Here is a 24,286-nt window from a genome sequence, read left to right as displayed (position 1 = left end):
AATAATTGTGCTATTTTTATTCAAATAAGGATAAATTCTTGCAGGGTGTAATGGATTACAAATACAACCTTGACGAGCTTCATAGGACAAAAGAAGAAATTGAACAACTTTCACATGTACGTGAAAAACATACCAATCGTGCTTTACCCAAGGTCTTGGAAAAGCAGTTCTGGAAGATGCATATTGAACGTACACGATTGAATACCATTCAATTTTTTTGGAGTGGCCTCGTCACCTACATTATTTTTATGCTGTTCACTGTTCCTGGCGATTATATGGTCATCGAGGAGCAGTATTTTGTTTCGGATTTCACACGTTGTATTTTGAGTGTGGTCAATGGTGCAGTATGTTTGCTAACCTATTTTGCCTTTGCCAAAACGCCATCTTTAAAACCCTACTTTTATAAAGTAGTTTGTGTCATCGTACTTTGGGCAATTGTTTTGACTTCAATTTTGATGATGACAGTTCAAAGTGAAGCGCTCAAAAATCAGGCTATGCTGTTGATTTCATTTATTTATATGCTGGGTTTTATTTTAAGTGGCTTAAAACCTTTTCATATGATGATGGTAGGAATGGTTTCAGCCCTTATCACTTTGGCTTGGCTTTCAATTTTTAATATTCATTTTCATCTTGTCATTTTAACCAGAGCGTTGATTGGAAGTTGTTTATTAGGATTCGCGATTAGTTCAATGTTGGTATCTAAGGAGCGGATGTTATTTTTAAATGCGAAACTGGCTGAAATTAATGAAAATATTCAAAGAATTCATGCTTCTGAATTCTTGCATCTGAGTCAGCACGATGGATTGACCCAACTTTCCAACCGCAGGACGTTTGATGAAATGCTGGATGTGTTCTATTTACAGGCGCGAAGGGACAATAGCTCGCTAGGAATTTTATTTATCGATATCGATTTTTTCAAAAACTATAATGATTTTTATGGTCATCAAATGGGAGACCATGTGATTGCTAGTTTGGCAAAAGCGATTAAAAACTCGATTCGACATATGGATTTTGTGGCCCGCTATGGTGGAGAAGAATTCGTAGTGCTATTACCAGAAACCGACGCGCAAGGGGCTTATGCAGTGGCATCCAATATTTATAAATCTATCGAAAAACTTGAAATTCCTCATGAAAAGTCATTAATTTCTCATCAAATCACTATTAGCTTGGGCATTACCGTTTATCGGGGAGAGGCCAACATCGATCAACAAGAGTTACTTTCTTATGCTGACCAAGCTTTATATCGTGCTAAAAAATTAGGACGTAATCAGATTTATTATCATTCTTTACGCGGCAATAAAATTTAACCAATAAAAACCAGTCTTTAAGACTGGTTTTTTATGAACATACATCAGGGCGTTAAATATTTTTCGATATATTCTTCACGTATCGCTGCACGTTCTTCCAAGGGAGCTTTTTGCATACGTTTACGTAAATCATTACGCTCCTGAGTGCTCATTTTTTGCCAAGCATCCCGCATTTTTTCCTTTTCTTGTTCAGGTAGCTGAGTAAACCAGTCCATCCGTTGTTGCAAATCAACGTTCTGGTCTTTTGGTGCATCTTTTAAAGATTCATACCGTTTGATCAAGGCCCGTTGTTCATTTTCAGACAAGGTGTTCCATGTTTCATTCACCTGAGTATCTGCACTTTTTGAAAATATCCAAAAGCGCTCAAATCCAGCAAAACTGGTTTGTAAAAAACCGAGCGCACAGAGTGCCAGAGCTATTTTTTTAGCTACCATGGGAAACTCTGTCCTCACCTAAAACGCTCAGCATTTCCAGATCTTCCACCATTTGCGGAGAAAGTTTTGGACTTGCAATCACCTGATTCTGTGGTTGATCCGAAGCATCAAAGCTATTCGGCAAGATCACAAACCCAGTAATAGCCGCAGCAAGAGCAAAACCTGACATTCTCCATATATTATAAAAAGAACGTGGTTCTCGCTTGATCGTATCCAAAACGTTGGCTATGACCAGAGGTTTATGCTTATGGTGACGTGCAAGTCCATCAAGCTTGGACGTTACCTGCTTGGTAAAATCATCTCGATTCATCTGATGAACCTCCCAAAGATGGATTTAAATGAGCTAAAGCAGTACGAAGCCCCTGAATGGCACGATGGTAATGAGTTTTTACACTCCCTTCGCTACAATTCATAATCTGTGCAGTTGTTTGTGTATCAAAACCTTCCCATGCACGTAACATAAATGCTTGCTGCTGACGTAGGGGAAGTTCTGCAATGGCTTCCTGAATTTCTTCAATGGTGACTTCTTGACTTAAAAAATCAGAAGGATTGAGTGTTGTTTCATCAACGATCTCAATAACTTCATCATTATCACTGTCTAGACTCACCTTTTTAAAAAAAGAAAAAGGGTTAGAACGGCGTGCTTCTTTGCGTCGCCAGTCCTGCAATTTATTATTTAAAATCGTATAGAACAGGGGATACCATTCATCTAGGGTTTTGTCGGCATAAGATTTATGCAGTGATATAAAGGCTTCTTGCACTAAATCCATGGCAATCCCTTGTTGCCCTTGTGTAGCACTTTCCATCATAACAAGCGCGCGTCCTGTGACTTCGTTCATAAAAAGCTTCAGGCGATGTTCAACCGTATTCTCATGAACACTATCAACTCTAGATCCAGACTGCTTTGGCGCTAAGTCCATAGAAATGGAAAATCCTGTCATTCGATCCCCATTCTTCCTTTTTACAGTTACCTACTTATATAACGCTAAAAAGAAAGAATAGGTTGACAATATAAGATGTTATTTTTGCTAGTTTAAATGATTTTTCCAAATGATCGAGTGGCTTTAATATAAATTAACGTTTTTATATTCGTTGACGCACCATTTCAAAGAAGCAAATTGAACCTGCAATCGCCACATTTAGTGATTCTTGACCCCCCGGTTGAGGAATGCTCACAGCCTTTGCATGAGCCAAGGCATAATCAGAAACCCCTTGACCTTCATTGCCCAGAATCCAGACACAAGGTGCAGTCAAATCTTGTGAATACAGGCTAGTTGAGCGGTGTGAACTTGTGACAAATACGGGAATCTGGAACTGATCAAGTAGGGTTTCGAGTTCAATATTTTCATAGGTATGTAGACTAAAATGGGCACCCATTCCTGCACGTAAAACGCGAGGTGACCATAGTGACGCTGATCCTTTGGTACAAATAATTTGTTTAATATTGGCAGCAGCAGCGGAGCGTAAAAGAGTGCCAACATTCCCTGGATCTTGAATATTTTCCAAGATAAGTGTGTCTGCCTTAAAATCTAATGCTTTGCTACTTTGTGGTAAATCAATGATTGCCAAGCAAGCCAGACTGGTTCCAAGTGTACTGATATCTTTATATAAAGATTCACTAATAACAAAAACAGCGCCTGTATATTGTTCAATAATGGCTTGTAAGTCTGGATGCTCTAAAGCTGCTTCAGTGGTAAAAAGTGAAGTAAGTTTACCTTTTTCCTGTAACCATGACAGGCACAGATGAGTCCCTTCAAGCACCGTTTGACGTTGTTTTTTTCGGTAAGCTTGCTGCTCAATCAGACTGCGCAAATGCTTAATTTTAGCGTTGTCTTTAGATTCAAGGAAAATAATGGACATAAAAGAAAATCCACGATGATGCTGTGATGCATCATCGTTATAAAGAGTGATTAATGATAACTGGTAACACGTTCGACTTCATTTTTGGAGCCGATGATCACCGGTACACGTTGATGTAATTCAGTGGGTTGAATCTCTAAAATACGCACACGACCTGTCGTAGATGAGCCGCCAGCCTGTTCAATTAGCATACTCATCGGGTTTGCCTCATACATTAAACGTAAACGACCGGCTTTTTTCGGATCTTTTAAATCGTATGGATAAAGGAAAATACCGCCACGACATAAAATTCGATGAATATCTCCAACCATACAAGCCACCCAGCGCATATTGAAGTCTTTAGCACGAACTGAGGTTTTACCTGCAAGAAGTTCATCAATGTAACGTTTTACAGGTTGTTCCCAATGACGCTGGTTAGAAGCATTGATTGCAAATTCTTGAGTATCTTGACTTACTTCGACTTGATCAGCCGTCAGAATGAATTGCTGACTTTCTGGATCAAAAGTAAAGAATGCAACTCCGTTACCCACAGTCAACGCCAGCATAGTAGATGGGCCATACAAAACATAACCTGCTGCAACTTGTTCAGTTCCAGCTTGCATGAAATCCGTTGCCTGAGTGACTGTATTTTTTGCAGGCAAAATAGAGAAGATCGTACCGACACACATGTTAATGTCAATATTGCTTGAACCATCAAGTGGATCGAATAAAACTAGATATTTGCCATTTTCCTGAGCAGGAGTAAAGTCATCTAGTTCTTCAGACGCCAAACCACCCACATGCGGATGTACTTTTAATGCATCGATTAAATAGTCATTTGAGATGACATCTAACTTTTTCTGGGTTTCACCTTGAACATTTTCATTTCCTGCGCTGCCCAAAATTCCTGCTAAAGCACCTTTTTGTAGTGCCTGATCAATGGTATTACAGGTACTAACAATGGTTTCAATCACTTGAGCAAGTTCAGGTGTCAAATGGCCTGATTGTTGTTGTAAATATTGCGTCAAATTCAGGTTTGACATACAGGAAAACTCCAAAATCAAAAGGGATTGTTTAGAAATGGCTATAGTGTAGATGAGATCGATCTAAAAGAAAAATTATATGACTTTATTTGTTGCGATTTTATGCTTGCAAGTGTTGGGCAACGTGCTATGTTGAATATCAATAAGGATGTAAAAAACAGTATGAGAGGAGACTAGGCATGACGACCAAAACTTTCGGTGCGATGCCAACCCCAAATGAACCGATTAGTCTCGACGAAATTTCAAAAGAGTCTGTAGATGAAGCGTGGAAGGGGTATGAAGCTAAACCTGAATATAAAGAGTTTAATAAACACGATTTGATTGAATCCATGCATCCGCCTCAGGCAGAGCAGGAACAGCAAACCTCTTAAATTCCCAGAAAAAAATCGCTTAAAGTTTCAAACTTTAAGCGATTTTTTTCAGCATAATTTCTGCTTATTTCAATAAAGGTGGAACGGCTTCGTAGTTAATTTCTACACGACGGTTTTCTTTCCATGCTGCTTCATCATGACCCGGATTCACTGGCATTTCTTTACCATAGCTTACCGCTTCTAATTGTTGTGGATTTACACCATTGGTGATTAAGAAGCTTTGAACAGCTTTGGCACGACGCTCACCCAACGCCATGTTGTATTCACGTGTACCACGCTCATCAGTATGTCCAGTCAGTGCAACGCGAGAGTTCGCATTTGCCATGAGAAACTGTGCGTGAGCCTGTAGCGTTTGATAATCTTCAGAAGATAAATCACTACTGTCATAATCGAAGTGAACGACGCGTTTTGCCAATGCGGCACGGTTCGCAGCAGTCACCCCTTTAGATGATGCACCTGTTAAGTTTTGCGCACTTAATGCAGCGTCATCACTCAGACCTGAAGTATTTACTGTGCCAGCACTAGTTGGATTATTCCCTGTCTGAACTTCGGCAGCAGGTTTGCGGCTAGCACAGCCAGTCATTATTACAGCAGTGGCTAATACAGGTAAAATGAATAGTTTAACGGCATTCATTGTGATCTCCATGTAATTCAGTTACAAATAAAAATGTTTAATGGTTATTTGGGTGCCCAAGCTGGTTCACGAACTTCACCTTGTTCACTAGGTAAATTCATGCGGAAACGTCCATCTGTTGACATGACAGAGAGCAGACCTCGATTACCTTCACGGGTGGCGTAAACGACCATTTGACCATTTGGCGAAAAACTTGGTGATTCATCCAGACTGGTTGGCGTTAAAATATTCACAATACCCGTTGAAATATTCATAATCGCAACTTTGTAATTGCTACCAGATGGGCGATGGACCAATGCAATATTTTTTCCATCTGCACTCAAAGTTCCTCGTGCATTAAACGCACCGCGGAATGTAATACGGTTTACTGAGGCATCATCAAAGCTATAACGATAAATCTGAGCAGAACCACCACGGTCTGAGGTAAAGATAAAGGATTTACCATCCGGGGCATAGCGAGCTTCTGTATCAATCGCACTGTCATTGGTCATGCGTTGTAATTGGCGGGTTTCCAGATTCATTTGATAGACTTCTGGATTGCCGTGCATAGATGCAGTAAATAGCATAGATTTGCCGTCGGGCGAGAAACTTGGGGCGCCGTTTAGACCTTTAAAGCTTGCTAAAACTTCACGCTGACCCGTAGCCAAATCCTGTAAATAAATTGCTGGACGTTTGGTTTCAAATGAAACATAAGCGATTTTTTTCGCGTCAGGTGTCCATGCAGGTGAAAGAATAGGATCACGAGAAGACAATACGGTTTTGGGTTGTTCGCCGTCAGTATCTGCAATTTGTAAGGTGTAGCGTTGCTCAGGCGTAGCGGGGTTACGCAACACATAGGCAATACGACCACTAAAGTCACCCTGAATGCCTGTTAATGCCTGATAAATCGCATCACTGATCATGTGGGCAGCCTGACGGACACGTGAACTAGGTACAGTCAGAAGCTCATTGAGCAAAAATTGCTTTTTTTGTACATCATAAAGCTGGTAATGCACTTCAAAACTATTGTTGGCAGCAGGTTTAATATTTCCTACCACTACATACGGAATACCTGCAGCTTGCCATGCATCCGTTTGAATCTGGTCAATTCCACCAGTGACAGGTAGATTATTTGAGGCACTGGTAAAACGCCCTGAGCGATTTAAATCATTTTCGACAATAGGATAAATGGATTGATCATTGGCAAAGGGAACAATCGCGATTTTAGGGGCTTGTTCGGGTGCCTTCGCAATTTCAAGATGTAATTGCGCAAATGCTTGGGGAACAAAAGCTGAACTCAGTGCAGTAATGATGGCGATTGATAATAGATGTTTGCGATTCATATCCATAGTCGTATTGTGAGTGCGGTTCATTTTTGTGGAATAAAAGTATTTAGCATAGTTACAGGGTTAAAATCCATTTAAACCATGTAATTATGACCAAAATATTATTTAGCAGTAAAAGTTGAAGTAAAGCTTCTTGCTTCACGACGTGCATCTGGATCAGAAGGCATAGGGTAAGGTGCGGCTGCTCGAACAGCAGCTTCAACACTGGCTTTTATATCTGGATCACTTGCATTCACAATCACGGATGCAACTGCGCCGCTATCAGTCAAGGTGACACGAGCAGTTGCTTTTTTGCCAGATGATCCCATTGGAATATCCCAAGTGCGATGGATCTTTTGTTCAAAATCACGTTTTGCTGTTGATGCAATTTTTTTAGCATCGGCTTTTTTCTGCGCAGCCTCTTCAGCAGCTTGCTTGGCAGCCGAGGCTTTTGCTTCGGCATCTGCCTCAGCCTTTCGTTTGGCATCAGCTTCTGCTTTAGCCTTTGCATCTGCCTGCTGTTTTGCTTTGGCTGCCGCATCTGCTTTGGCTTTTGCCTCAGCTTGTTGTTTTGCCTTTTCTGCTGCATCCGCTTTGGCTTTTGTATCTGCCTGCTGTTTTGCCTTGGCTGCTGCATCCGCTTTAGCTTTTGTATCGGCTTGTTGTTTTGCCTTTTCTGCATCTGCTTTGGCTTTTGCATCGGCCTGCTGTTTTGCTTTGGCTGCTGCATCCGCTTTAGCTTTTGTATCGGCTTGTTGTTTTGCCTTGGCTGCTGCATCCGCTTTGGCTTTTGCATCGGCTTGTTGCTTTGCCTTTTCTGCTGCATCCGCTTTGGCTTTTACCTTTTCTGCTGCATCCGCTTTGGCTTTTGCCTCAGCTTGCTGTTTTGCTTTGGCTGCCGCATCCGCTTTGGCTTTTTCAACCGCATCAGTAGGAGTGGTCACAGGAACAGGCGGAGGGCTGCTAGGTACAATTGGAGCAGTGGGTTCTGGTTCTTGTGTAGTTTGAATTTGTTCAGCCACTTGGGTGCTAGTGGTTTCGGCTTCCTGTACTGGGATCGTCAAATCTGCAGGATTAACTAACACTGTCGTAATCTTTTTTGGTGGTTCAGGCGGTTTACTTAAACCTAAATAAAGTAAGCCGACAATGGCGATGGCATGTACGCCAAGCGTAAAACCCAGTGCAATTGCTTTTTCCTGAAAAGGTGGCTTTTGAAAATTCTTCATAACTTACTTTAATGGCTCAGTGAGTAGACCAACTTGGGTTAAACCAGCTTCCTGTAGGCTTGACATTAAAGAAACCACATCACCGTATGGTCTGGTTTTTTCACCATTGACCAATACTGTTATTTTTTGATTACTTTCATCTGCTTGAGTTTGGGCATCACCTAAAATGTCTTTTAACTGAGATAAAGAAACCTGCTCTTTATTATGTTCTTTATATTGCAAATAAATATTGCCATCTTGTCCTAATGTGACAATAGCAGGTTCTTTAGTTTCAATCGGAGTATTTGTCGCTTGTGGTAAATCAACTTTGATACCACTAGTAATCATAGGCGCTGTTACCATGAAAATCACTAGTAATACGAGCATCACATCGATATACGGCACGACATTCATATCACTTTTTAATGGTTTTTTGATACGCTCAAAGCGTCCTGAACGCTGAATGGCCATTAAACTTCTTCCTGTGTAGAACCCACAGACTGACGTTGTAATAATGCCACCATTTCTTCAGAAAAAAGTGCACGATCCGAGTAAATCGCTTCACCTTTAGCCGTATAGTGGTTAAAAGCAAGAACCGCAGGAATGGCAGCAAATAAACCAATTGCAGTTGCAATCAAAGCTTCGGCAATACCAGGTGCAACAGTGGCAAGCGTAACCTGATCAACATCAGCCAAGCCAATAAATGCATTCATAATACCCCAGACAGTTCCGAATAAACCGACATAAGGTGCCACGGAACCAATACTTGCTAATGCACCAAGACCTTGTTCAAGCAGGCTTTGATCACGGCTTAAACCCACACGTAAAATGCGTTCAGTTCCTTCGAGCGTCTGACTGGCAGTTGCGTGACGTTTTTTGAGTTTAAAAAACTCACCTAAACCTTGATAGAAGATATCTTCAAGGCCATGGCGTTTAGAATTAAGCTGGGCATTATTGTAAAGGGTGTTCAGTTCGGCACCTGACCAGAATATTTTTTGGAAATGCTCATCCTGTTGGGCCGCTTTTTTATAACTCATATGTAACTTGGCGATCAGATACCAGCTATAAATTGATGCCAGCAGTAGCAAAAGCATGACTGCCTGAACGACGGGACTTGCCTGTAAAATAAGATCAGAAATATGTAGAGATGATTGGATCTGTGTTGCCATAGTTACATGTGCCAAAGTATGTTTTTTTACTCTTATTCAAGTTCTTGTAGAATAAGATTACGAATTTCATCAGGGAGTCGGCGTGGTCGCATTTCTGTGTTTAAACAGGCTAGTTCAACCTCGCCAGAAGCAAGCATGATTTCACCACGATAAATATTTTGTTGCAATACAAATGACGAAGCTTTACATGAAACTACACTCGCTGTAACAGTAATCATATCGTCCATCATAATCGGTCGCATGTATTTTAATGCGATTTTATGTACGACAAAATTATAATCTTTTTGATGCCAATAATGATCGATGCCAGAAGCACGCAGCCATTCTGTACGAGTCCGTTCCATAAAGCGAATATGATTGGCATGATAAACGATACCTCCAGCATCTGTATCTTCAATATATACGCGAATTTTGAACTCAAAAAGATTAGCCATGATAGATATCCGTACTAAGGTATAAACAATAACAGGTGAGCAGGGAGTGCCAGATTTTTACCAGTTACGACACTCTGACTTAATGCTCTTAAACGCGTGGAAGTTTAGCATAATGACTATTTCGTCAAATGGCACAAGCTTTCAATCTCACCCTCAACTATTGATTTGATTAAGCTCTAGAGTCATATGGGCTTAATCAGAAGGCGTATAGTCTAAAAAACTACTTTTGGTAATGCCTGATTGCAGAGATTAAATAGCTAAAATCTTCGATTTTGAGTGTCCTTAATCACCGCATAGCTGTTCCCCTTGCGCATGAGGAATATATTCCGTAAGGAGTGTTGCTTTTTTTAACACTTTTACTCACAGCATAGCTGTTCGCCTTGCGCAGCTAAAAAGCGTTGCTTTTTTTAACGCTGCTCAGGTGGGGTCATTCCAAATTGCATATAAGCTTGATTAGTGGCAATACGTCCACGTGCGGTACGCATCACGTAACCTTGCTGGATCAAATAGGGTTCAATTACATCTTCTAAAGTTCCGCTATCTTCGGCCATAGCTGCGGCAAGGGCTTCAACGCCTGCAGGCCCTCCTTCAAAACGTTCTAGAAGCATACTGAGATAGCGCCGATCAAGGGTATCTAAGCCAGATTTATCTACATTAAGCATATCTAGGGCACGTTGAGCCATGTCCTGAGTAACTTCGCCTGTACCTTTAACTTGTGCATAGTCACGCACACGGCGTAATAAACGGTTGGCGATACGTGGTGTACCCCGTGAACGTCGAGCAATTTCCTCGGAACCTGTTCGAGTAATAGGCACATCCATTAAATTTGCAGTGCGAGTGACAATATGGGTTAAATCTTCGACAGAATAAAACTCCAGACGCTGCACAATTCCGAAACGGTCACGCAACGGTGAGGTAAGTAAACCAGCTCGAGTGGTTGCAGCAACTAGTGTAAAAGGGGGTAAGTCCAATTTAATCGAACGTGCTGCCGGGCCTTCACCAATCATGATATCGAGTTGGTAGTCTTCCATGGCAGGATATAAAATTTCTTCAATGACAGGCGAAAGACGATGAATTTCATCGATAAATAACACATCGCCTTCTTCCAGATTGGTCAGCATTGCGGCTAGATCGCCTGCGCGTTCCAGAACTGGACCAGATGTAGATTTTAAATTTCCTCCCATTTCTCGGGCAATAATATTGGCAAGTGTGGTTTTACCTAGTCCCGGTGGGCCAAAAATCAGAGTGTGATCTAGCGCTTCGCCACGGCCACGTGCAGCACCAATGAAAATTTCCATTTGCTCGCGTACTACTGGCTGACCAATATAGTCTGCCAATGACGTTGGCCGAATGGCACGATCAAATTGATCTTCTGGTTTTTCTTTGCCACTAATTAAACGGTCATGCATGATTGGTTACTTCATCATTGATTTAAGTGCAGCACGAATTAAGTCTGCGGCTTCTGTGTGATCAGCCTTGACCGCAGCCACGGCTTTTTGTGCCTCGATTGGCTTATAACCCAATGATTGTAATGCAGCTTCAGCTTCAGCGATTGGGGAATTCGATACAAACTGAATTTGTGCACTACTATTGTTTGAGGCCGATGTGGTTTGGCCAGCAAGGGCTTTAAAACGATCACGTAGTTCAATCATCAAACGTTCAGCCGTTTTTTTACCCACGCCAGGAACTTTGACTAAGGTATTAATGTCATCATGTTCAATGGTCTGAATTAAAAGCTCAACGCTTAATGTCGATAAAATTCCCAGCGCCATTTTCGGACCAACTCCATTGACTTTAAGCAGAGTACGGAAAATAGTTTTTTCCTGAGCCTCTAAAAAACCATAAAGTTGCTGTACATCTTCACGAACAACCAAATGTGTCCATAAGGTCGCTTTCTGGCCTTTTTGTAATTGGCAAAATGTCGAAAGCGGAGTATCTATTTCATAGCCTACACCATTGACATTAAGGAGTACCGTAGGTGCTTCAAGTGCAAACACTTCACCAATTAAACAACCAATCATTGAATATTTCATTCCTAAAATAATATAAAATTATATGTCTGAAACTGTGCAGACATTACATAAAACTTTCGCGTCGACCCTGTAATACTTGTGCTAGGTCATAAGCTTGATGATCTGAAAATTTGCTGATTATATCCAGTATTTGCATGATGTTCTGGTAGTGATTGTCCTGAAAATTGGCACCAAACTGTTGCAAAATAGACATTAGTCGCTTTTCTTTGAAACTTAAGGTTTTTTGCGGTACGGACAGGGGAATAAACGCATCCAGAATTGATTGCAAACTACTATGCGCAATAATTTCCAGATCTGACTTTTGCCGATGTTCAAAAATTTTATTTCGCGCTAGATCTTTGGCTTTTTCTATTCCAATACCAATATCCGCAGGACAATATTGTAATAAGGTTCCTTCAAGCTGTCCCGATAATATTTCAATATGGTGTCGTGCAAAGGCGCTGGAAACCTCAGCAACTAGACGTTTCATGACTCGACCACGTAATGCTGCGATTTTTTGTTGCCATGTGGTATTGCTTTGCCCTAACTCTTCTGGAATTCCATAATCTGCAATGAGATTTAGAAAAATGGGTTCAACTTCATCATAGGTCAACATATTTAAAATAATGCCATCTTCCAGATCAATCAGGGCATAGCACATGTCATCTGCGGCTTCGAGCAGATAAGTCAAAGGGTGACGACAATAGTGATATTCACCGAGTTGGATCAATCCAAGCTGATCGGCAATTTCAGTCAAAATATCTTTTTCAGTCTGATAACAGCCAAATTTAGCCCGTTGATGAGAGGGGCGATCTCCTTGCGAATCAATGGTTTTAGAAAGCCAGGGGTATTTTAAATAAGCGCCCAAAGTCGCATGGGTGAGACGCATGCCTCCATCATTTGGATGATAGTCAATGCGCGTTAAGAGACGCAAACCTTGTGCATTGCCTTCAAACTGGCGCACATCTGCTTCTTCTTCGGGACTAAGTTCTTTTAAAAAATCGTTATGTGAAGCATCATCGAACCATTCACGAATGGCGTATTCACCTGCATGTCCATAAGGTGGATTGCCAATATCATGAGCAAGACACGCAGCCTGAATAATTGCACCGACATCAGAGGGAGAGATCCATGCAGGGAGTTCATCTTTTATTTTTTCAGCAGTCATCATGCCAAGCGACCGCCCAATACATGAAACCTCAAGAGAGTGTGTTAAACGAGTATGAACTCCATCTTGCAGAGCAAAAGGATGAACTTGTGTTTTTCGGTTAAGCTGGCGAAAACTTTGAGAAAATATGATGCGATCATAGTCTTTATGAAATGGGCTACGTCCCAATTCTGTTGTACTTTTTTTGCTACCTAAACGAACTGCTGAAAGCAACTCCATCCAACGCATTTGTTCCATTTATAACTGTTCTTAAGAGATCTACTTTGCATCATGCCAAAAAACAATGCAAAGCACTAGGGCAGTGCGACATGATTTGTCTGCTAACTGTATTTTTTTGAGCTTTTCAAAAATGCTTGGTTAAATATGTTGGTTTTAGCTTATATTTTTATTGAGAGCTTTTTTAGTTTTATTTTTAATATACGCATAAGCAATCCATTTTTTATTATTTAAAATTATAAAGGCGAGTGCCATACCATTTATCTTAAAGATGACTTTTATTGAATGTTATGAGCAAAAAAAATTCTAAGCCTTTGTGGATTACAGTAATCGTCCTTGCGGCGATTGTTGCTTTTATTGTCTACCAAAATCGTAAAGATCAAACACCTATTAATCAAAAAACTTCTGGCAAATCTGTCGTGATTGCTTATCAAACGGGTGTTGATCCCAGTAAAGTTGCACAGGCCAACGGCGATTATGAAAAGGAGAGTGGTCAGCAGATTCAATGGAAGAAATTTGATGCTGGTTCTGATGTCGTCAATGCTCTAGCGTCGGGCGATGTGGTTATTGGCAACATTGGGTCAAGTCCATTGGCAGCAGCAGCCAGTCGTCACGTTCCAATTGAAGTATTTTTAATTACAGCAAAACTTGGCGGCTCCGAAGCATTGGTTGTGAGTCAAAAATCTAAAATTCAATCACCGCAGGATCTTATGGGTAAAACCATTGCAGTGCCTTTTGTTTCGACGACACATTATAGTTTACTGTCTGCGCTCAAACATTGGGGTATCAGTGAAAATCAGGTGAAAATTATTAATTTGCGACCACCTGAAATTGCAGCAGCTTGGGAACGCGGCGATATTGATGCAACGTATGTTTGGGAGCCAGCCTTAAGTAAAGCAAAAGCAACAGGTACTGTATTGACCGATTCCAAACAAGTAGGTGAGTGGGGCGCGCCTACTTATGATTTATGGGTAGTGCGTAAAGATTTTGCCGAAAAGAATCCTGACTTTATTAAATCTTTTGTCAAAACAACACTCAAACAAATTGATATTTATCAACAGAATCCACAAGCGTTTGCACAGGATCAGTTAAATCTTGAAAAAATTGCCAAACTAACAGGTTCAGATACTAAAGATATTCCATTATTACTGGCGGGGAATGATTATTTAACCCTTGAGCAGCAACAAAAAACATTATCGGGCAAATTTGCTCAGAATATTTTTGATACCGCTACTTTTCTCAAGAGTCAGGGCAAGGTAGATCAAGTGAAAACAAGTTATGCCGAAAATGTCACGACAGCCTTTTTGCAATAGATAGGAGTTGGTCATGAGTATATTGAAAGCTGAACATTTACAATTGCAGTTTCCAAGACAGCAATATCCAGTTTTGCAGGATGTCTCTTTATCGATTGAATCGGGTTCACTGAATGTGATTTTAGGTGAGTCAGGTTGTGGTAAAACTACATTGCTGAATATTTTGGCGGGCTTTCAAAAAGTAGATGCGGGACAAGTCAAAATTGATGATGAAGTATTGACAGGTCCTGACGTCCGTCGTGCAGTGGTGTTTCAGGATCATGCCTTATTGCCTTGGCTTAATGTCGAACAAAATGTTGGATTTGCTTTAGAACTAAAAGGGTTAAGGGAAAGTGCCATTGAGCAACAAGTTCAAAGCATTTTAAAAATTGTGGGTTTATCTCATGTTGCGCAGGGCAATATCTGGGAGCTTTCGGGTGGCATGAAGCAGCGTGTTGGTATTGCACGTGCTTTAGTCAGTCATGCTGCGTTTATTTTACTGGATGAACCATTTGCTGCTTTAGACGCCTTTACTAGAGAAACCATGCAGCAACTGGTTCTAGATTTATGGATTCAGCAGAATAAAGGTTTTTTCCTTATTACACATGATATTGAAGAAGCTCTTTTATTGAGTCAGCAATTGGTATTGATGACCGCTCATCCAGGAAAAATTGTAGAAACATTACATTTGAATTTTGCGGAACGTTATCGGAAAGGTGAGTCCATACGTTCGATTAAATCTGACCCTGAATTTATTGATTTAAGGGAACAATTATTTGAAAGGTTGCGCGAACAAAAACAACCCAGTGATGAGGTGTTGCTATGAATACCCGAACAGAGTCGGTAAATTATAAAGATCAGAGATCAAAACATATAACGCTTTATTCATCAAAGGGTTTAAAGGGCAAGGTTCTGGCATTTCTAGGGCGACATCGTAATCTTGCTTTAAGTGGGCTGAGTGTTTTGAGTGTATTACTCATTTGGTTTTTGATTACCGCTTTACATATTGTCCCATCATTATTTCTACCCAGCCCTCAGGCAGTTTGGCAAAAGTTTTTAGAAGTCAGTCAGCACGGGTTTATGAAAGCTACACTCTGGCAACATTTGGCTGCCAGTATTTCCAGAGTTTTATTTGCACTGGTTGCTGCCATTGCAGTGGGTATCCCACTTGGGTTATGGATGGGACTTAATAAATATGCGCGCGCTATATTGGATCCTTTAGTTGAATTATTACGACCTATACCGCCTTTGGCATATTTACCGCTATTGGTCATTTGGTTTGGAATCGGGGAAACGACCAAAGTATTACTCATATTTTTCTCGATTTTAGCTCCTGTCATTATCAGCAGTACACATGGTGTCATCAGTCATCAGGTTAATCGAGAACGTGCTGCATTGTCATTGGGTGCAACACAGACGCAAGTTTTTTTGAAAGTGATTTTACCGACCGCACTCCCCCATATTTTAACAGGGATAAGAATTGGTTTAGGTGTGGGTTGGTCAACCTTGGTAGCATCTGAATTAGTGGCTGCTGATCGAGGTATTGGTTTTATGGTGCAATCGGCAGCGCAATTTCTGATCACCGATACTGTGATTTTGGGCATTATCGTGATTGCCATTGTTGCGTTGAGTTTTGAATTATTTTTACGCTGGTTGCAACAGCAATTATCTCCATGGTACGGCCAACAATTATAGAGCATAGGCAATAAAATGAGTTTAGTTATTGAAATAATCAAACCCGCTATTGGTGCAATTATTAATGGGGTTGATTTAAATCATTTGGATGTACAACAAACTTCTGAGATTCAACAGGCTTTATTACGTCATCAAGTGATCTTTTTTCGTCAACAACAATTAGACCCACGCGCGCAGGCGGCACTAGCGCGTAGTTTCGGTTCCTTGCATATCCATCCAATTTATCCTTCAATAGAGGGAACACCCGAAGTTTTGGTTTTGGATAGTTGGCAGCAAGATTTACGTGATAATGAACTGTGGCATACCGATGTAACGTTTAGTCAAACGCCACCATTAGGTTGTGTGTTGCAAGCGATTAAAATTCCTGCGACAGGAGGCGATACGCTATGGTCCAGTGGTGTGGCTGCATTTACAGCACTCCATGGAAATTTACAGCACAAATTAAGAGGATTAACCGCAATCCATGATATTCGTAAATCTTTTCCGAGCGAGCGATTTGCAAAAAACGAAGTAGAGCGTGAAAAACTTGAACAAACCTTTAAACGCAATCCTCCTGTAGTGCATCCTGTGGTAAGAACGCATCCTGTGACAGGTCAGCCGATTTTATTTGTGAGTGAGGGTTTTACTACACGTATTAATGAGTTGACTGAACAGGAAAGCGGGGAATTACTTGCATTTCTATTTCAGCATTCAACACGGGAACAATTTCATCTGCGCTGGAAATGGCAAGAAGGTGATGTCGCGATTTGGGACAATCGCTGTACTCAGCATAAGGCATTGTTTGATTATGGGAATGCTCATCGGATTATGCATCGCGCTACGATAAATGGAGACATTCCTTATTATCGTGAAGCAAGTTATAACAACGTATAAAAAAAGCCCTAATCTTTCGATTAGAGCTTTTTGAAATTTTGGAGCGGGAAACGAGACTCGAACTCGCGACCCCAACCTTGGCAAGGTTGTGCTCTACCAACTGAGCTATTCCCGCAATGTGAGATGCATTATAGACAGTTTCATTTAACTGTCAACATGCATCGGTTTTAATTGTTGATTTAATCAGCACGTCGCCAAACGGTTCTCTGACGCGTATCTTCAAGGGCAACCCCTTGTTCAAGCAAGGACTGGCGGATGCCATCTGCTTTGGCAAAATCTCGGGCTTTTTTGGCATCGCTACGCTGTTGAATTAAATCTTCAATTTCATCATCAGTTAGGCTCAGTGCTTGCTGACCAATATCTGATTTTAAGAAGTCGTCGACATTGTGCTGAACCAAGCCCAAAATTGAAGTTAAATGACGCAAGGTTGCATAATAACGTGTGGCTTGTTCAGCATGTTGCTCTTTAACAGCTCGATTGAGTTCACGGTTCAGATCAAACAGAACAGCCATTGCTTCAGGAGTATTAAAGTCATCGAGCATAGCAACATTAAAACGTTCTACAAATTCATGATCCAATTGTTCAGAATGGACTTGACCATAACTTTGTTCATACGCTTTAAAGGCATGATAAAAACGGGTCAGTGCAGTTTTTGCTTCTTTTAAGGCAGTATCTGAGAAATTTACAGGACTACGATAATGCGAAGAAACAATAAAATAGCGAATGACTTCAGGATGGAATTTTTCCATCACATCACGGATTGTGAAGAAATTGCCTAAAGACTTTGACATCTTCTCGCCATCGACATTAATAAAGCCGACATGCATCCAATAATTGACATATTGTTCACCTGTCGCAGCTTCACTTTGTGCAATCTCATTTTCATGATGAGGGAATAGTAAATCTGAACCGCCGCCATGAATATCAAAATGATTACCCAAGCAGCAAGTTGACATAGCGGAACATTCAATATGCCAGCCTGGACGACCATTTCCCCAAGGCGATTGCCAAGATGGTTCATTGGCTTTGGCATGTTTCCAGAGGACAAAGTCAAACGGATGTTTTTTTTCTACTTCGACATCGACTCGCTCGCTCGCACCTGCTTGCATATCATCCAGCTTACGGCCAGATAAACGACCATATTTGGCAAATTTGGTGACTTCATAATATACGTCACCATTTGCAGCAGGGTAGGCCGTGCCATTGTCAACTAAAGTACCAATCATATTTTGCATTTGACTGATGTATTCGGTGGCTTTAGGCGATTCATCGGGTTCAGCACAACCCAAGCTTGCTGCATCTTCATTCATGGCTGTAATGAAGCGCGTTGTCAGCTCTTGAATAGTTTCGCCATTTTCATTGGCGCGACTGATAATTTTGTCATCAATATCTGTGATATTGCGGATATAACGGACTTTCCAGCCTTGGCTACGCAAAAAACGAATAATATAATCAAAGGCAACCATGACTCGAGCATGTCCAATATGACAATAGTCATACACGGTCATGCCACAGACATACATATCTATCTGGCCATCAACACGTGGGACAAATTCAACTTTTTTACGTTGCTCTGAGTTATATAAAACGAATGGTTGCATAAGACTCTTAAAAACATTCACTAAAATAGCGTTACATCATAACGTAAGCCACATATTTCACAAAGGTTTATCCATAATTTTTATAAGTAAGTGAAAACTTGTACATTTAGAAACGTGATAGGAAATGAGATGTGCTAGAATATTGCAAAATTTTCAGTTAAAAACGCGATAGTCTGATTGGCTATCGCGAATTGTTTGAGCTCATATTTTATGCCCAATACCATCGATTTTAAAAAAATTGCACTAGAAACGATTGCGATTGAGCAGCACGCCTTGGATGTGTTGGCAAATCAGATTGATGACAATTTCAATCAGGCTTGTGAAATTATTTTGCAGTGTCAGGGCCGCGTGGTTGTGACGGGCATGGGGAAATCTGGTCATATTGGTCGAAAAATGGCAGCAACTTTTGCTTCCACTGGCACGCCTTCTTTCTTTATGCATCCTGGCGAGGCGGGACATGGTGATTTGGGCATGCTGGTACGCGGGGATGTGCTTATTGCCATTTCTAATTCTGGCAAAAGTGATGAAATCATGATGCTGATGCCATTGATCAAACATCTGGAAGTTCCGTTGATTACCATCAGTCGTGATGCTACAGGTCCAATGCCTAAAAATGCAGATGTTGCCTTAACACTTGGTGAATCGAATGAAGCCTGTCCATTAGGACTCGCCCCAACTTCGAGCACTACGGCGACATTGGTTTTGGGGGATGCATTAGCTGTGGCACTACTTGAGGCACGTGGTTTTACTGCAGATGATTTTGCACGTTCCCACCCAGCAGGTGCTTTAGGTAAACGTCTACTTTTACATGTTAAACATTTGATGCATACAGCCGAGGAACTTCCAAAAGTCTCACCTGATACTCCTATGAATCAGGTACTTTACGAAATTTCAAATAAACGTCTGGGTTTGACCACTATTGTAGATGAACAGGATCATTTATTGGGTATTTTTACGGATGGTGATTTGCGTCGTTTAATCGATAAACAACAAGGTTTCGATGTGAAACTTCCAGTATCTGAAGTAATGATTCAACATCCGGCGACTATTTCTCAGGAAGTTCGCGCTGTTGAAGCTTTAAAGCAATTGAATGCTAAAAAAATTAGCCAGTTTGTTGTGGTTGATGATGAAAATAAAGTGATTGGTGTTATTAGCATGCATGACCTAATTCAGGCAGGGGTAAATTAATTCATGGCATCTTATGCATTACTTGAACAGGCGCGTCATATTCAGGCGCTGGTTTTAGATGTCGATGGCATCTTAAGTGATGGTTTTGTCACCTTGACCAATAGTGGTGACGAAATCAAATCTTTTGATATTCGTGATGGTCTGGGTATGAAATTGGCTCAGCAAGCAGGTCTCAAAGTCATTATTATTACAGGTCGTAAAAGCCAGATTGTTGAAAAACGTATGTCGGATCTCGGGGTTGATCTAGTTTTTCAGGGTCGTGAAGATAAAGGCGTTGCATTGCGTGAAGCTTGTGCCCAGTTTAATTTGAAACCTAAAGATTGTTTATATATGGGTGATGATTGGCCTGATTTATCAGCATTTGCGCTTGCAGGTATGTGTGTGACGGTACCAAACGGACATGTGGAGTTACGTCGTCGAGCCCATTTGGTGACTCAGGCGATGGGTGGTCGTGGAGCAGTACGCGAGGTCTGTGATATGTTACTGAATGCAAAAGGAGTTTACGAAGAACTTCTTGCAAAATATCTTACAGTACCCCATTAATATTCTAAGCCAAATAAAAAGGTGATATTACGCCGCCTATGGATACCAGAGTTTTATATATCGTGGCGATTGCAATCGCAGCTGTAAGTGGTGGCTATTATTACTACAGTGGGAAAGCAAATAAACTTGAGGCAGATACGAGTCGAAATATGACCTATTCTGCTCAGGACATTCATTTGACCCAAACGAATGATCAAGGACATCTATATATTCGTGCTCAAGTCGATCGGCTAGAACAGAATATGCAAAAGCAAACTTCAAAACTTGAAAACTTGCATGCTTCGATGTACCAAAATGGGCAAGTAAATGCGACTTTCTTTTCTAAGGTCGCCAATGGCTATGATGATAATGAAAAAGTAATTCTTTCTGGAGATGTGGTTGCAACAAAACTTGCTGAAAATGGTGAAATTATTTTTCGTACCGATGAGCTAACGACTTATCCTAAAACAAAAATAATAGAAACAACGCATCAGGTGGATGTGCAATCATCGCAAGCTTCTTTTGTAAGCAGTGGGCTAAAAGCCAATCTGGAAAATGGACAATACGAATTTTTTAATATTCGAGGAAAGTATGCACCAAATTCTTAATTCGACTTCACGTTCGACTTTCCTGAAACAGATTGCTGGTTTTACTGTGATGGCAATGCTGTCTGTTTCAGCATTTGCGCTACCTGCAGATCGCAATCAACCTATTTCTTTAGTGGCTGACAAAGCTACTTTTAATGATAGAACGGGTGTCACTACTTATACTGGAAATGTAGTCATTGAACAGGGCACCATGAAGTTACAGGCAGACTCAATCGTTGCCCAGCTTAATTCCAAACGAGAAATTCAGACCATTACAGCCAATGGGCGACCATCTAAATTTCAGCAACAAATTAGCGCTGAAAAAGGTGTAGCTCGTGGTGAAGCACAAAAGATTGTTTACAATGCAGATAGCGGAATTATTACCTTAACAGGGAATGCATATCTATTTCAGGATGGCGCAAGTATTCGTGGTAATAGCTTAAAATATAGTATGAATAAAGGTGATATTGAAGCACAGGGTTCTAGTTCAAACCGTGTTCAATTGATTATCCCACCGTCTAGTTCAAAAAGCTTCCCAGGAGCACGTGATTAAATGGATCAATCGCCTCTAAAATCACAAAAACTTTGTATTAAGCATCTGGCTAAAAATTATAGTAAACGCTGGGTAGTGAAAGATGTATCATTTCAGATGCAAAGCGGTCAAATTGTAGGGTTGCTTGGACCAAATGGTGCGGGTAAAACTACTAGTTTCTATATGGTTGTTGGCTTGGTGCGGATGGATAAAGGGGAAATTCATTTAGATCAAGAGGATCTTTCCCATTTAGCAATGCATGAACGAGCAAGAAAAGGCATTGGTTATTTGCCGCAGGAAGCTTCTATTTTCAGAAAGCTTACAATTGCTGAAAATATTATGGCAATTTTGGAAACCCGAAAAGATTTAAATAAGCAGCAACGCCAACAGCGCTTGAATGAATTGTTGGCTGATTTTAAAATTGGCCACATTAAAGATTCTTTAGGCATGAGTGTTTCTGGTGGTGAACGTCGACGTGCTGAGATTGCCCGCGCTTTGGCTGCTGATCCAAAGTTTATGCTGCTTGATGAACCCTTTGCAGGCGTAGATCCAATTTCAGTTGGTGATATTAAAGAGATTATTCGTAATCTTAAAGAGCGTGGAATTGGCGTTCTGATTACTGATCACAATGTACGTGAGACACTGGCAATTTGTGAGCATGCTTATATCGTAAGTGAAGGTTCAGTTATTGCAGAAGGTACACCTCAGGATATCCTTGAGAATGAACAAGTTCGTAAAGTCTACTTAGGTGATGATTTTACAGTTTAAACTTATTATTTATAGTCATTAATTTATTTAAAAAATCCCTTTTCTTGAAATTTGAAAAGGGATTTTTTTTACTAAATGATAAATTTTTATATATTTTATTAAATTAAATATTTGAGTCGGGAAAATTAATTAAAAAATACATTTAAATAAAAATAACTTTATTTCTTCATAATGCATGTGAATAGTTACATAAATATTAATATATTTAAAATTATTAGATTTTGAATAAGCATTAGTTAAATATATATTTAATAAAAATTAAATAAAGCAACAGAAAATATTTTGGTTTATATCAATAAAATTGATGCAAATGATTAATGACTTTTGAGTTAAATTATGAGTGCATTGTGAGTTTTATTTATTTATTAAAATGTGAAATATTTCTCTTTTTATTGTAAATTATATGTTGTAATATCTGTACAAAATTTAACATTTTATTGGGGTTTTTATGATTCGTGGCGGCGGTCTTCTCGTTCTAAGCCTTTTTCTGACAGCTTGTGTTACACCTTTTAATATGTATAGCAAGCCTTCAAATTTATTATTTCAGAAACAGGATAATACTAGAAATCAAGTTATTCATGTTTTTCGAGATAATAAGCTTTGTCTGAATGATGATAAAAGTAGACAGAACTGTCCGGTTAGTTTCTATATTGATGATTTTAAGGCAGGCGATTTTTATATTAATAATAAGGCTAATTTTTATTTAAAGCCTGATGCGTATGTCATTAAAGTTAAAAGTTGTAGAACAATATGTGAGACGTATGAACTTAAATTAAATGTGAATAATCAGCTTGAAAATCGCGATTTTACAATTTCAATTGATAGTGATGATAAGCCTTTTATTGTTCAAGGTAATACTGAAAAGTTAAGTTGATTCAGATAAGCACCCCACATTAGTGATGAAGCACACTTATCTTTAGGTAATAAATTTAAGTGTAAAACTACTCTAACTAATTAAATATGACTTCAAAAAAAATAGATTCAATTTTTTAAATAAATGATTGTTTCTAAAGAGATAAATGGCAACCCATTTTTAGTGGCATTTGGCGGCACAAAAATGGTTAATGGCGGGATTCGATCTTTCTTGACAGGCTGATGCTCAGAGGAATGAGAGCCGAAAAGAAAGCAGATTACCAATTATATAAAGGGTTTAAATAATGGGGTTGCCCATTATTTGGGTATATACGCATGACAAAATTTGTAGTAACAGAAAAGAAATCTTTAGAAAAAAGCAGTATAGACAATTCGCAAGTTATTTTAAAAGCGGCGGCTATCGTTCAGGTTAATTTACACCGAGAGGATGTTGCTGAGTTTATTCAAGATGGCAATACTCTAATTTTAAAATTACAAAATGGCGATGTCATTACGATTGAAAACTTCTTTGTACAATACGAAGATAAAGTCGTTTCAGATTTGGTTTTTGAAGATAACGAATGTGCTTTTTTGTGGTTTGACTGGAACAATGGGGCTCCTTTATTTAGAGAAATTACAGGTTTAGAGGTCTTGTTGCCTATTGCGAGTGGTAGCAGTTCAGGTGTATTTCTTCCTTGGCTTGCAGGGGGAGTTGCTGTTGCAGGGGGAGTTGCTTTAGGAAGCAGCGAGGGGAGTAGTAATGATGAAAAAGAAACTATAGTCAATAAACCTCCACAGGTTTTAGAAAGTAGTAAGCAGCAGGCTATTAGTACCACCGAAGATACACCTAAAACTGGAAAAATTTTAAATGTTACAGATCCAGATGGTGATTCTCTAGTTTATACGGTTACTAAAAAACCAACACATGGCACAGTTACATTTGATCCAGCGACAGGCAGTTACACCTACACGCCGAATGCCAATTACCACGGTAGCGACAGCTTTGAAGTGACGGTGAGTGATGGCAATGGTGGCACGACCACCGTGACGGTTCCAGTAACGATCAGCTCCGTGAACGATGCACCGACAGCCAGTGCCGATCCACTCACCACAGCAGAAGATACCGCAGTCACTGGCCAGGTGGTGGCACAGGATGTGGATGGAGATAGCCTCACGTATGGAGTGAGCACGCCAGCTGCAAACGGCACAGTGACGCTTGATCCAGCGACAGGCAGTTACA

The 24,286-nt window shown here is 40.2% G+C and carries 28 protein-coding genes and 1 tRNA gene; 13 read left to right on the top strand and 16 right to left on the bottom strand.

Annotated features, from left to right (window positions below; genetic code table 11):
* The first annotated feature begins 50 nt into the window (after nucleotides 1–50).
* A complete protein-coding gene (locus tag IAE20_RS15775; protein WP_200461821.1) occupies nucleotides 51–1,307 on the top strand; it encodes a GGDEF domain-containing protein in 1,257 nt (418 codons plus the stop codon).
* A 44-nt stretch (nucleotides 1,308–1,351) separates the two neighbouring features.
* On the opposite strand, the gene IAE20_RS15770 is transcribed toward IAE20_RS15775, so the two are convergent.
* The 5 genes from IAE20_RS15770 to IAE20_RS15750 all read right to left on the bottom strand — a co-directional run bounded on the left by IAE20_RS15770 (nucleotide 1,352) and on the right by IAE20_RS15750 (nucleotide 4,623).
* Nucleotides 1,352–1,741, bottom strand: a complete 390-nt coding sequence (locus IAE20_RS15770; RefSeq protein ID WP_200461805.1) for a DUF3106 domain-containing protein — start codon at nucleotides 1,739–1,741, stop codon at nucleotides 1,352–1,354.
* Entirely contained in the window at nucleotides 1,731–2,051 is a 321-nt protein-coding gene (locus tag IAE20_RS15765; protein ID WP_200482841.1) for a hypothetical protein, read from the bottom strand. The genes IAE20_RS15770 and IAE20_RS15765 overlap by 11 nt, the downstream gene beginning before the upstream one ends.
* Entirely contained in the window at nucleotides 2,038–2,661 is a 624-nt protein-coding gene (locus tag IAE20_RS15760; RefSeq protein WP_200482855.1) for an RNA polymerase sigma factor, read from the bottom strand. The genes IAE20_RS15765 and IAE20_RS15760 overlap by 14 nt, the downstream gene beginning before the upstream one ends.
* A gap of 163 nt (nucleotides 2,662–2,824) precedes the next feature.
* Nucleotides 2,825–3,601: a TrmH family RNA methyltransferase gene (locus IAE20_RS15755; RefSeq protein WP_200461803.1), complete on the bottom strand. Its 777-nt coding sequence runs from the start codon at nucleotides 3,599–3,601 to the stop codon at nucleotides 2,825–2,827.
* Nucleotides 3,602–3,651: 50 nt separating this feature from the next.
* Nucleotides 3,652–4,623 (bottom strand): class 1 fructose-bisphosphatase, encoded by a 972-nt coding sequence (locus tag IAE20_RS15750; protein WP_200482842.1) that lies wholly within the window; start codon nucleotides 4,621–4,623, stop codon nucleotides 3,652–3,654.
* Between the two features lie 179 nt (nucleotides 4,624–4,802).
* Between IAE20_RS15750 and IAE20_RS15745 the strand changes: the two genes are divergently transcribed.
* The gene (locus tag IAE20_RS15745) at nucleotides 4,803–4,994 is read left to right on the top strand and encodes an NF038105 family protein (protein WP_200461801.1); all 192 of its coding nucleotides are present in this window, start codon (nucleotides 4,803–4,805) and stop codon (nucleotides 4,992–4,994) included.
* A gap of 64 nt (nucleotides 4,995–5,058) precedes the next feature.
* On the opposite strand, the gene pal is transcribed toward IAE20_RS15745, so the two are convergent.
* The 9 genes from pal to IAE20_RS15700 all read right to left on the bottom strand — a co-directional run bounded on the left by pal (nucleotide 5,059) and on the right by IAE20_RS15700 (nucleotide 13,157).
* Nucleotides 5,059–5,628 (bottom strand): peptidoglycan-associated lipoprotein Pal, encoded by a 570-nt coding sequence (gene pal / locus IAE20_RS15740; protein ID WP_200461800.1) that lies wholly within the window; start codon nucleotides 5,626–5,628, stop codon nucleotides 5,059–5,061.
* A 44-nt stretch (nucleotides 5,629–5,672) separates the two neighbouring features.
* Nucleotides 5,673–6,956: a Tol-Pal system beta propeller repeat protein TolB gene (gene tolB / locus IAE20_RS15735; protein WP_200482843.1), complete on the bottom strand. Its 1,284-nt coding sequence runs from the start codon at nucleotides 6,954–6,956 to the stop codon at nucleotides 5,673–5,675.
* A 98-nt stretch (nucleotides 6,957–7,054) separates the two neighbouring features.
* Complete coding sequence (tolA, locus tag IAE20_RS15730) at nucleotides 7,055–8,158, bottom strand: cell envelope integrity protein TolA (protein ID WP_200482844.1); 1,104 nt, start codon at nucleotides 8,156–8,158, stop codon at nucleotides 7,055–7,057.
* A gap of 3 nt (nucleotides 8,159–8,161) precedes the next feature.
* On the bottom strand, nucleotides 8,162–8,608 hold the full coding sequence (gene tolR / locus IAE20_RS15725; protein WP_200482845.1) for a protein TolR: 447 nt from the start codon (nucleotides 8,606–8,608) through the stop codon (nucleotides 8,162–8,164).
* Nucleotides 8,608–9,306: a protein TolQ gene (gene tolQ / locus IAE20_RS15720; RefSeq protein ID WP_200482846.1), complete on the bottom strand. Its 699-nt coding sequence runs from the start codon at nucleotides 9,304–9,306 to the stop codon at nucleotides 8,608–8,610. Before tolQ ends, tolR begins: the two co-directional genes overlap by 1 nt.
* A 32-nt stretch (nucleotides 9,307–9,338) precedes the next feature.
* Nucleotides 9,339–9,740 carry a tol-pal system-associated acyl-CoA thioesterase gene (ybgC, locus tag IAE20_RS15715; RefSeq protein ID WP_200461796.1) on the bottom strand — a complete coding sequence of 134 codons (402 nt, stop codon included), beginning with the start codon at nucleotides 9,738–9,740 and terminating at the stop codon, nucleotides 9,339–9,341.
* 407 nt (nucleotides 9,741–10,147) lie between these two features.
* Nucleotides 10,148–11,149 carry a Holliday junction branch migration DNA helicase RuvB gene (ruvB, locus tag IAE20_RS15710; RefSeq protein WP_200461795.1) on the bottom strand — a complete coding sequence of 334 codons (1,002 nt, stop codon included), beginning with the start codon at nucleotides 11,147–11,149 and terminating at the stop codon, nucleotides 10,148–10,150.
* Nucleotides 11,150–11,155: 6 nt separating this feature from the next.
* Nucleotides 11,156–11,761, bottom strand: a complete 606-nt coding sequence (gene ruvA, locus IAE20_RS15705) for a Holliday junction branch migration protein RuvA (protein WP_200482847.1) — start codon at nucleotides 11,759–11,761, stop codon at nucleotides 11,156–11,158.
* 55 nt (nucleotides 11,762–11,816) lie between these two features.
* On the bottom strand, nucleotides 11,817–13,157 hold the full coding sequence (locus IAE20_RS15700) for a deoxyguanosinetriphosphate triphosphohydrolase (RefSeq protein ID WP_200482848.1): 1,341 nt from the start codon (nucleotides 13,155–13,157) through the stop codon (nucleotides 11,817–11,819).
* A gap of 269 nt (nucleotides 13,158–13,426) precedes the next feature.
* Between IAE20_RS15700 and tauA the strand changes: the two genes are divergently transcribed.
* The 4 genes from tauA to tauD are packed head-to-tail and all read left to right on the top strand — an operon-like array spanning nucleotide 13,427 to nucleotide 16,996.
* A complete protein-coding gene (gene tauA / locus IAE20_RS15695) occupies nucleotides 13,427–14,449 on the top strand; it encodes a taurine ABC transporter substrate-binding protein (RefSeq protein ID WP_200482849.1) in 1,023 nt (340 codons plus the stop codon).
* A 13-nt stretch (nucleotides 14,450–14,462) separates the two neighbouring features.
* Complete coding sequence (locus tag IAE20_RS15690) at nucleotides 14,463–15,254, top strand: taurine ABC transporter ATP-binding protein (RefSeq protein ID WP_200461791.1); 792 nt, start codon at nucleotides 14,463–14,465, stop codon at nucleotides 15,252–15,254.
* Nucleotides 15,251–16,123, top strand: a complete 873-nt coding sequence (gene tauC, locus IAE20_RS15685; RefSeq protein WP_200482850.1) for a taurine ABC transporter permease TauC — start codon at nucleotides 15,251–15,253, stop codon at nucleotides 16,121–16,123. The genes IAE20_RS15690 and tauC overlap by 4 nt, the downstream gene beginning before the upstream one ends.
* A 15-nt stretch (nucleotides 16,124–16,138) precedes the next feature.
* A complete protein-coding gene (gene tauD / locus IAE20_RS15680) occupies nucleotides 16,139–16,996 on the top strand; it encodes a taurine dioxygenase (protein ID WP_227611154.1) in 858 nt (285 codons plus the stop codon).
* A gap of 39 nt (nucleotides 16,997–17,035) precedes the next feature.
* Here the strand turns inward: tauD and IAE20_RS15675 are convergent.
* Nucleotides 17,036–17,111 (bottom strand) — tRNA-Gly (locus tag IAE20_RS15675).
* A gap of 64 nt (nucleotides 17,112–17,175) precedes the next feature.
* Complete coding sequence (gene cysS / locus IAE20_RS15670; RefSeq protein ID WP_200482851.1) at nucleotides 17,176–18,597, bottom strand: cysteine--tRNA ligase; 1,422 nt, start codon at nucleotides 18,595–18,597, stop codon at nucleotides 17,176–17,178.
* A 210-nt stretch (nucleotides 18,598–18,807) separates the two neighbouring features.
* Here cysS and IAE20_RS15665 point away from each other — a divergent pair, with 210 nt between their 5' ends.
* The 7 genes from IAE20_RS15665 to IAE20_RS15635 all read left to right on the top strand — a co-directional run.
* Entirely contained in the window at nucleotides 18,808–19,785 is a 978-nt protein-coding gene (locus tag IAE20_RS15665; RefSeq protein WP_200461788.1) for a KpsF/GutQ family sugar-phosphate isomerase, read from the top strand.
* A 3-nt stretch (nucleotides 19,786–19,788) separates the two neighbouring features.
* On the top strand, nucleotides 19,789–20,328 hold the full coding sequence (locus tag IAE20_RS15660) for a KdsC family phosphatase (RefSeq protein ID WP_200461787.1): 540 nt from the start codon (nucleotides 19,789–19,791) through the stop codon (nucleotides 20,326–20,328).
* Between the two features lie 38 nt (nucleotides 20,329–20,366).
* A complete protein-coding gene (gene lptC / locus IAE20_RS15655; protein WP_200461786.1) occupies nucleotides 20,367–20,915 on the top strand; it encodes an LPS export ABC transporter periplasmic protein LptC in 549 nt (182 codons plus the stop codon).
* Nucleotides 20,899–21,447 (top strand): lipopolysaccharide transport periplasmic protein LptA, encoded by a 549-nt coding sequence (gene lptA / locus IAE20_RS15650; RefSeq protein ID WP_200461785.1) that lies wholly within the window; start codon nucleotides 20,899–20,901, stop codon nucleotides 21,445–21,447. The genes lptC and lptA overlap by 17 nt, the downstream gene beginning before the upstream one ends.
* Nucleotides 21,448–22,194, top strand: a complete 747-nt coding sequence (lptB, locus tag IAE20_RS15645; RefSeq protein ID WP_200461784.1) for an LPS export ABC transporter ATP-binding protein — start codon at nucleotides 21,448–21,450, stop codon at nucleotides 22,192–22,194. It begins immediately after the preceding gene.
* A gap of 448 nt (nucleotides 22,195–22,642) precedes the next feature.
* Nucleotides 22,643–23,068 (top strand): hypothetical protein, encoded by a 426-nt coding sequence (locus tag IAE20_RS15640; RefSeq protein WP_200461783.1) that lies wholly within the window; start codon nucleotides 22,643–22,645, stop codon nucleotides 23,066–23,068.
* Between the two features lie 314 nt (nucleotides 23,069–23,382).
* Nucleotides 23,383–24,286, top strand: a 904-nt coding sequence (locus IAE20_RS15635; protein ID WP_200529625.1) for an Ig-like domain-containing protein, incomplete at its 3' end; no start/stop codon positions are given.

The sequence above is a fragment of the Acinetobacter sp. S54 genome (genome assembly GCF_016624945.1).
Lineage (GTDB): Bacteria > Pseudomonadota > Gammaproteobacteria > Pseudomonadales > Moraxellaceae > Acinetobacter.
The sequence above is the reverse complement of the archived record's forward strand: the minus strand, read 5'-3'. Positions and strand labels throughout refer to the sequence as shown.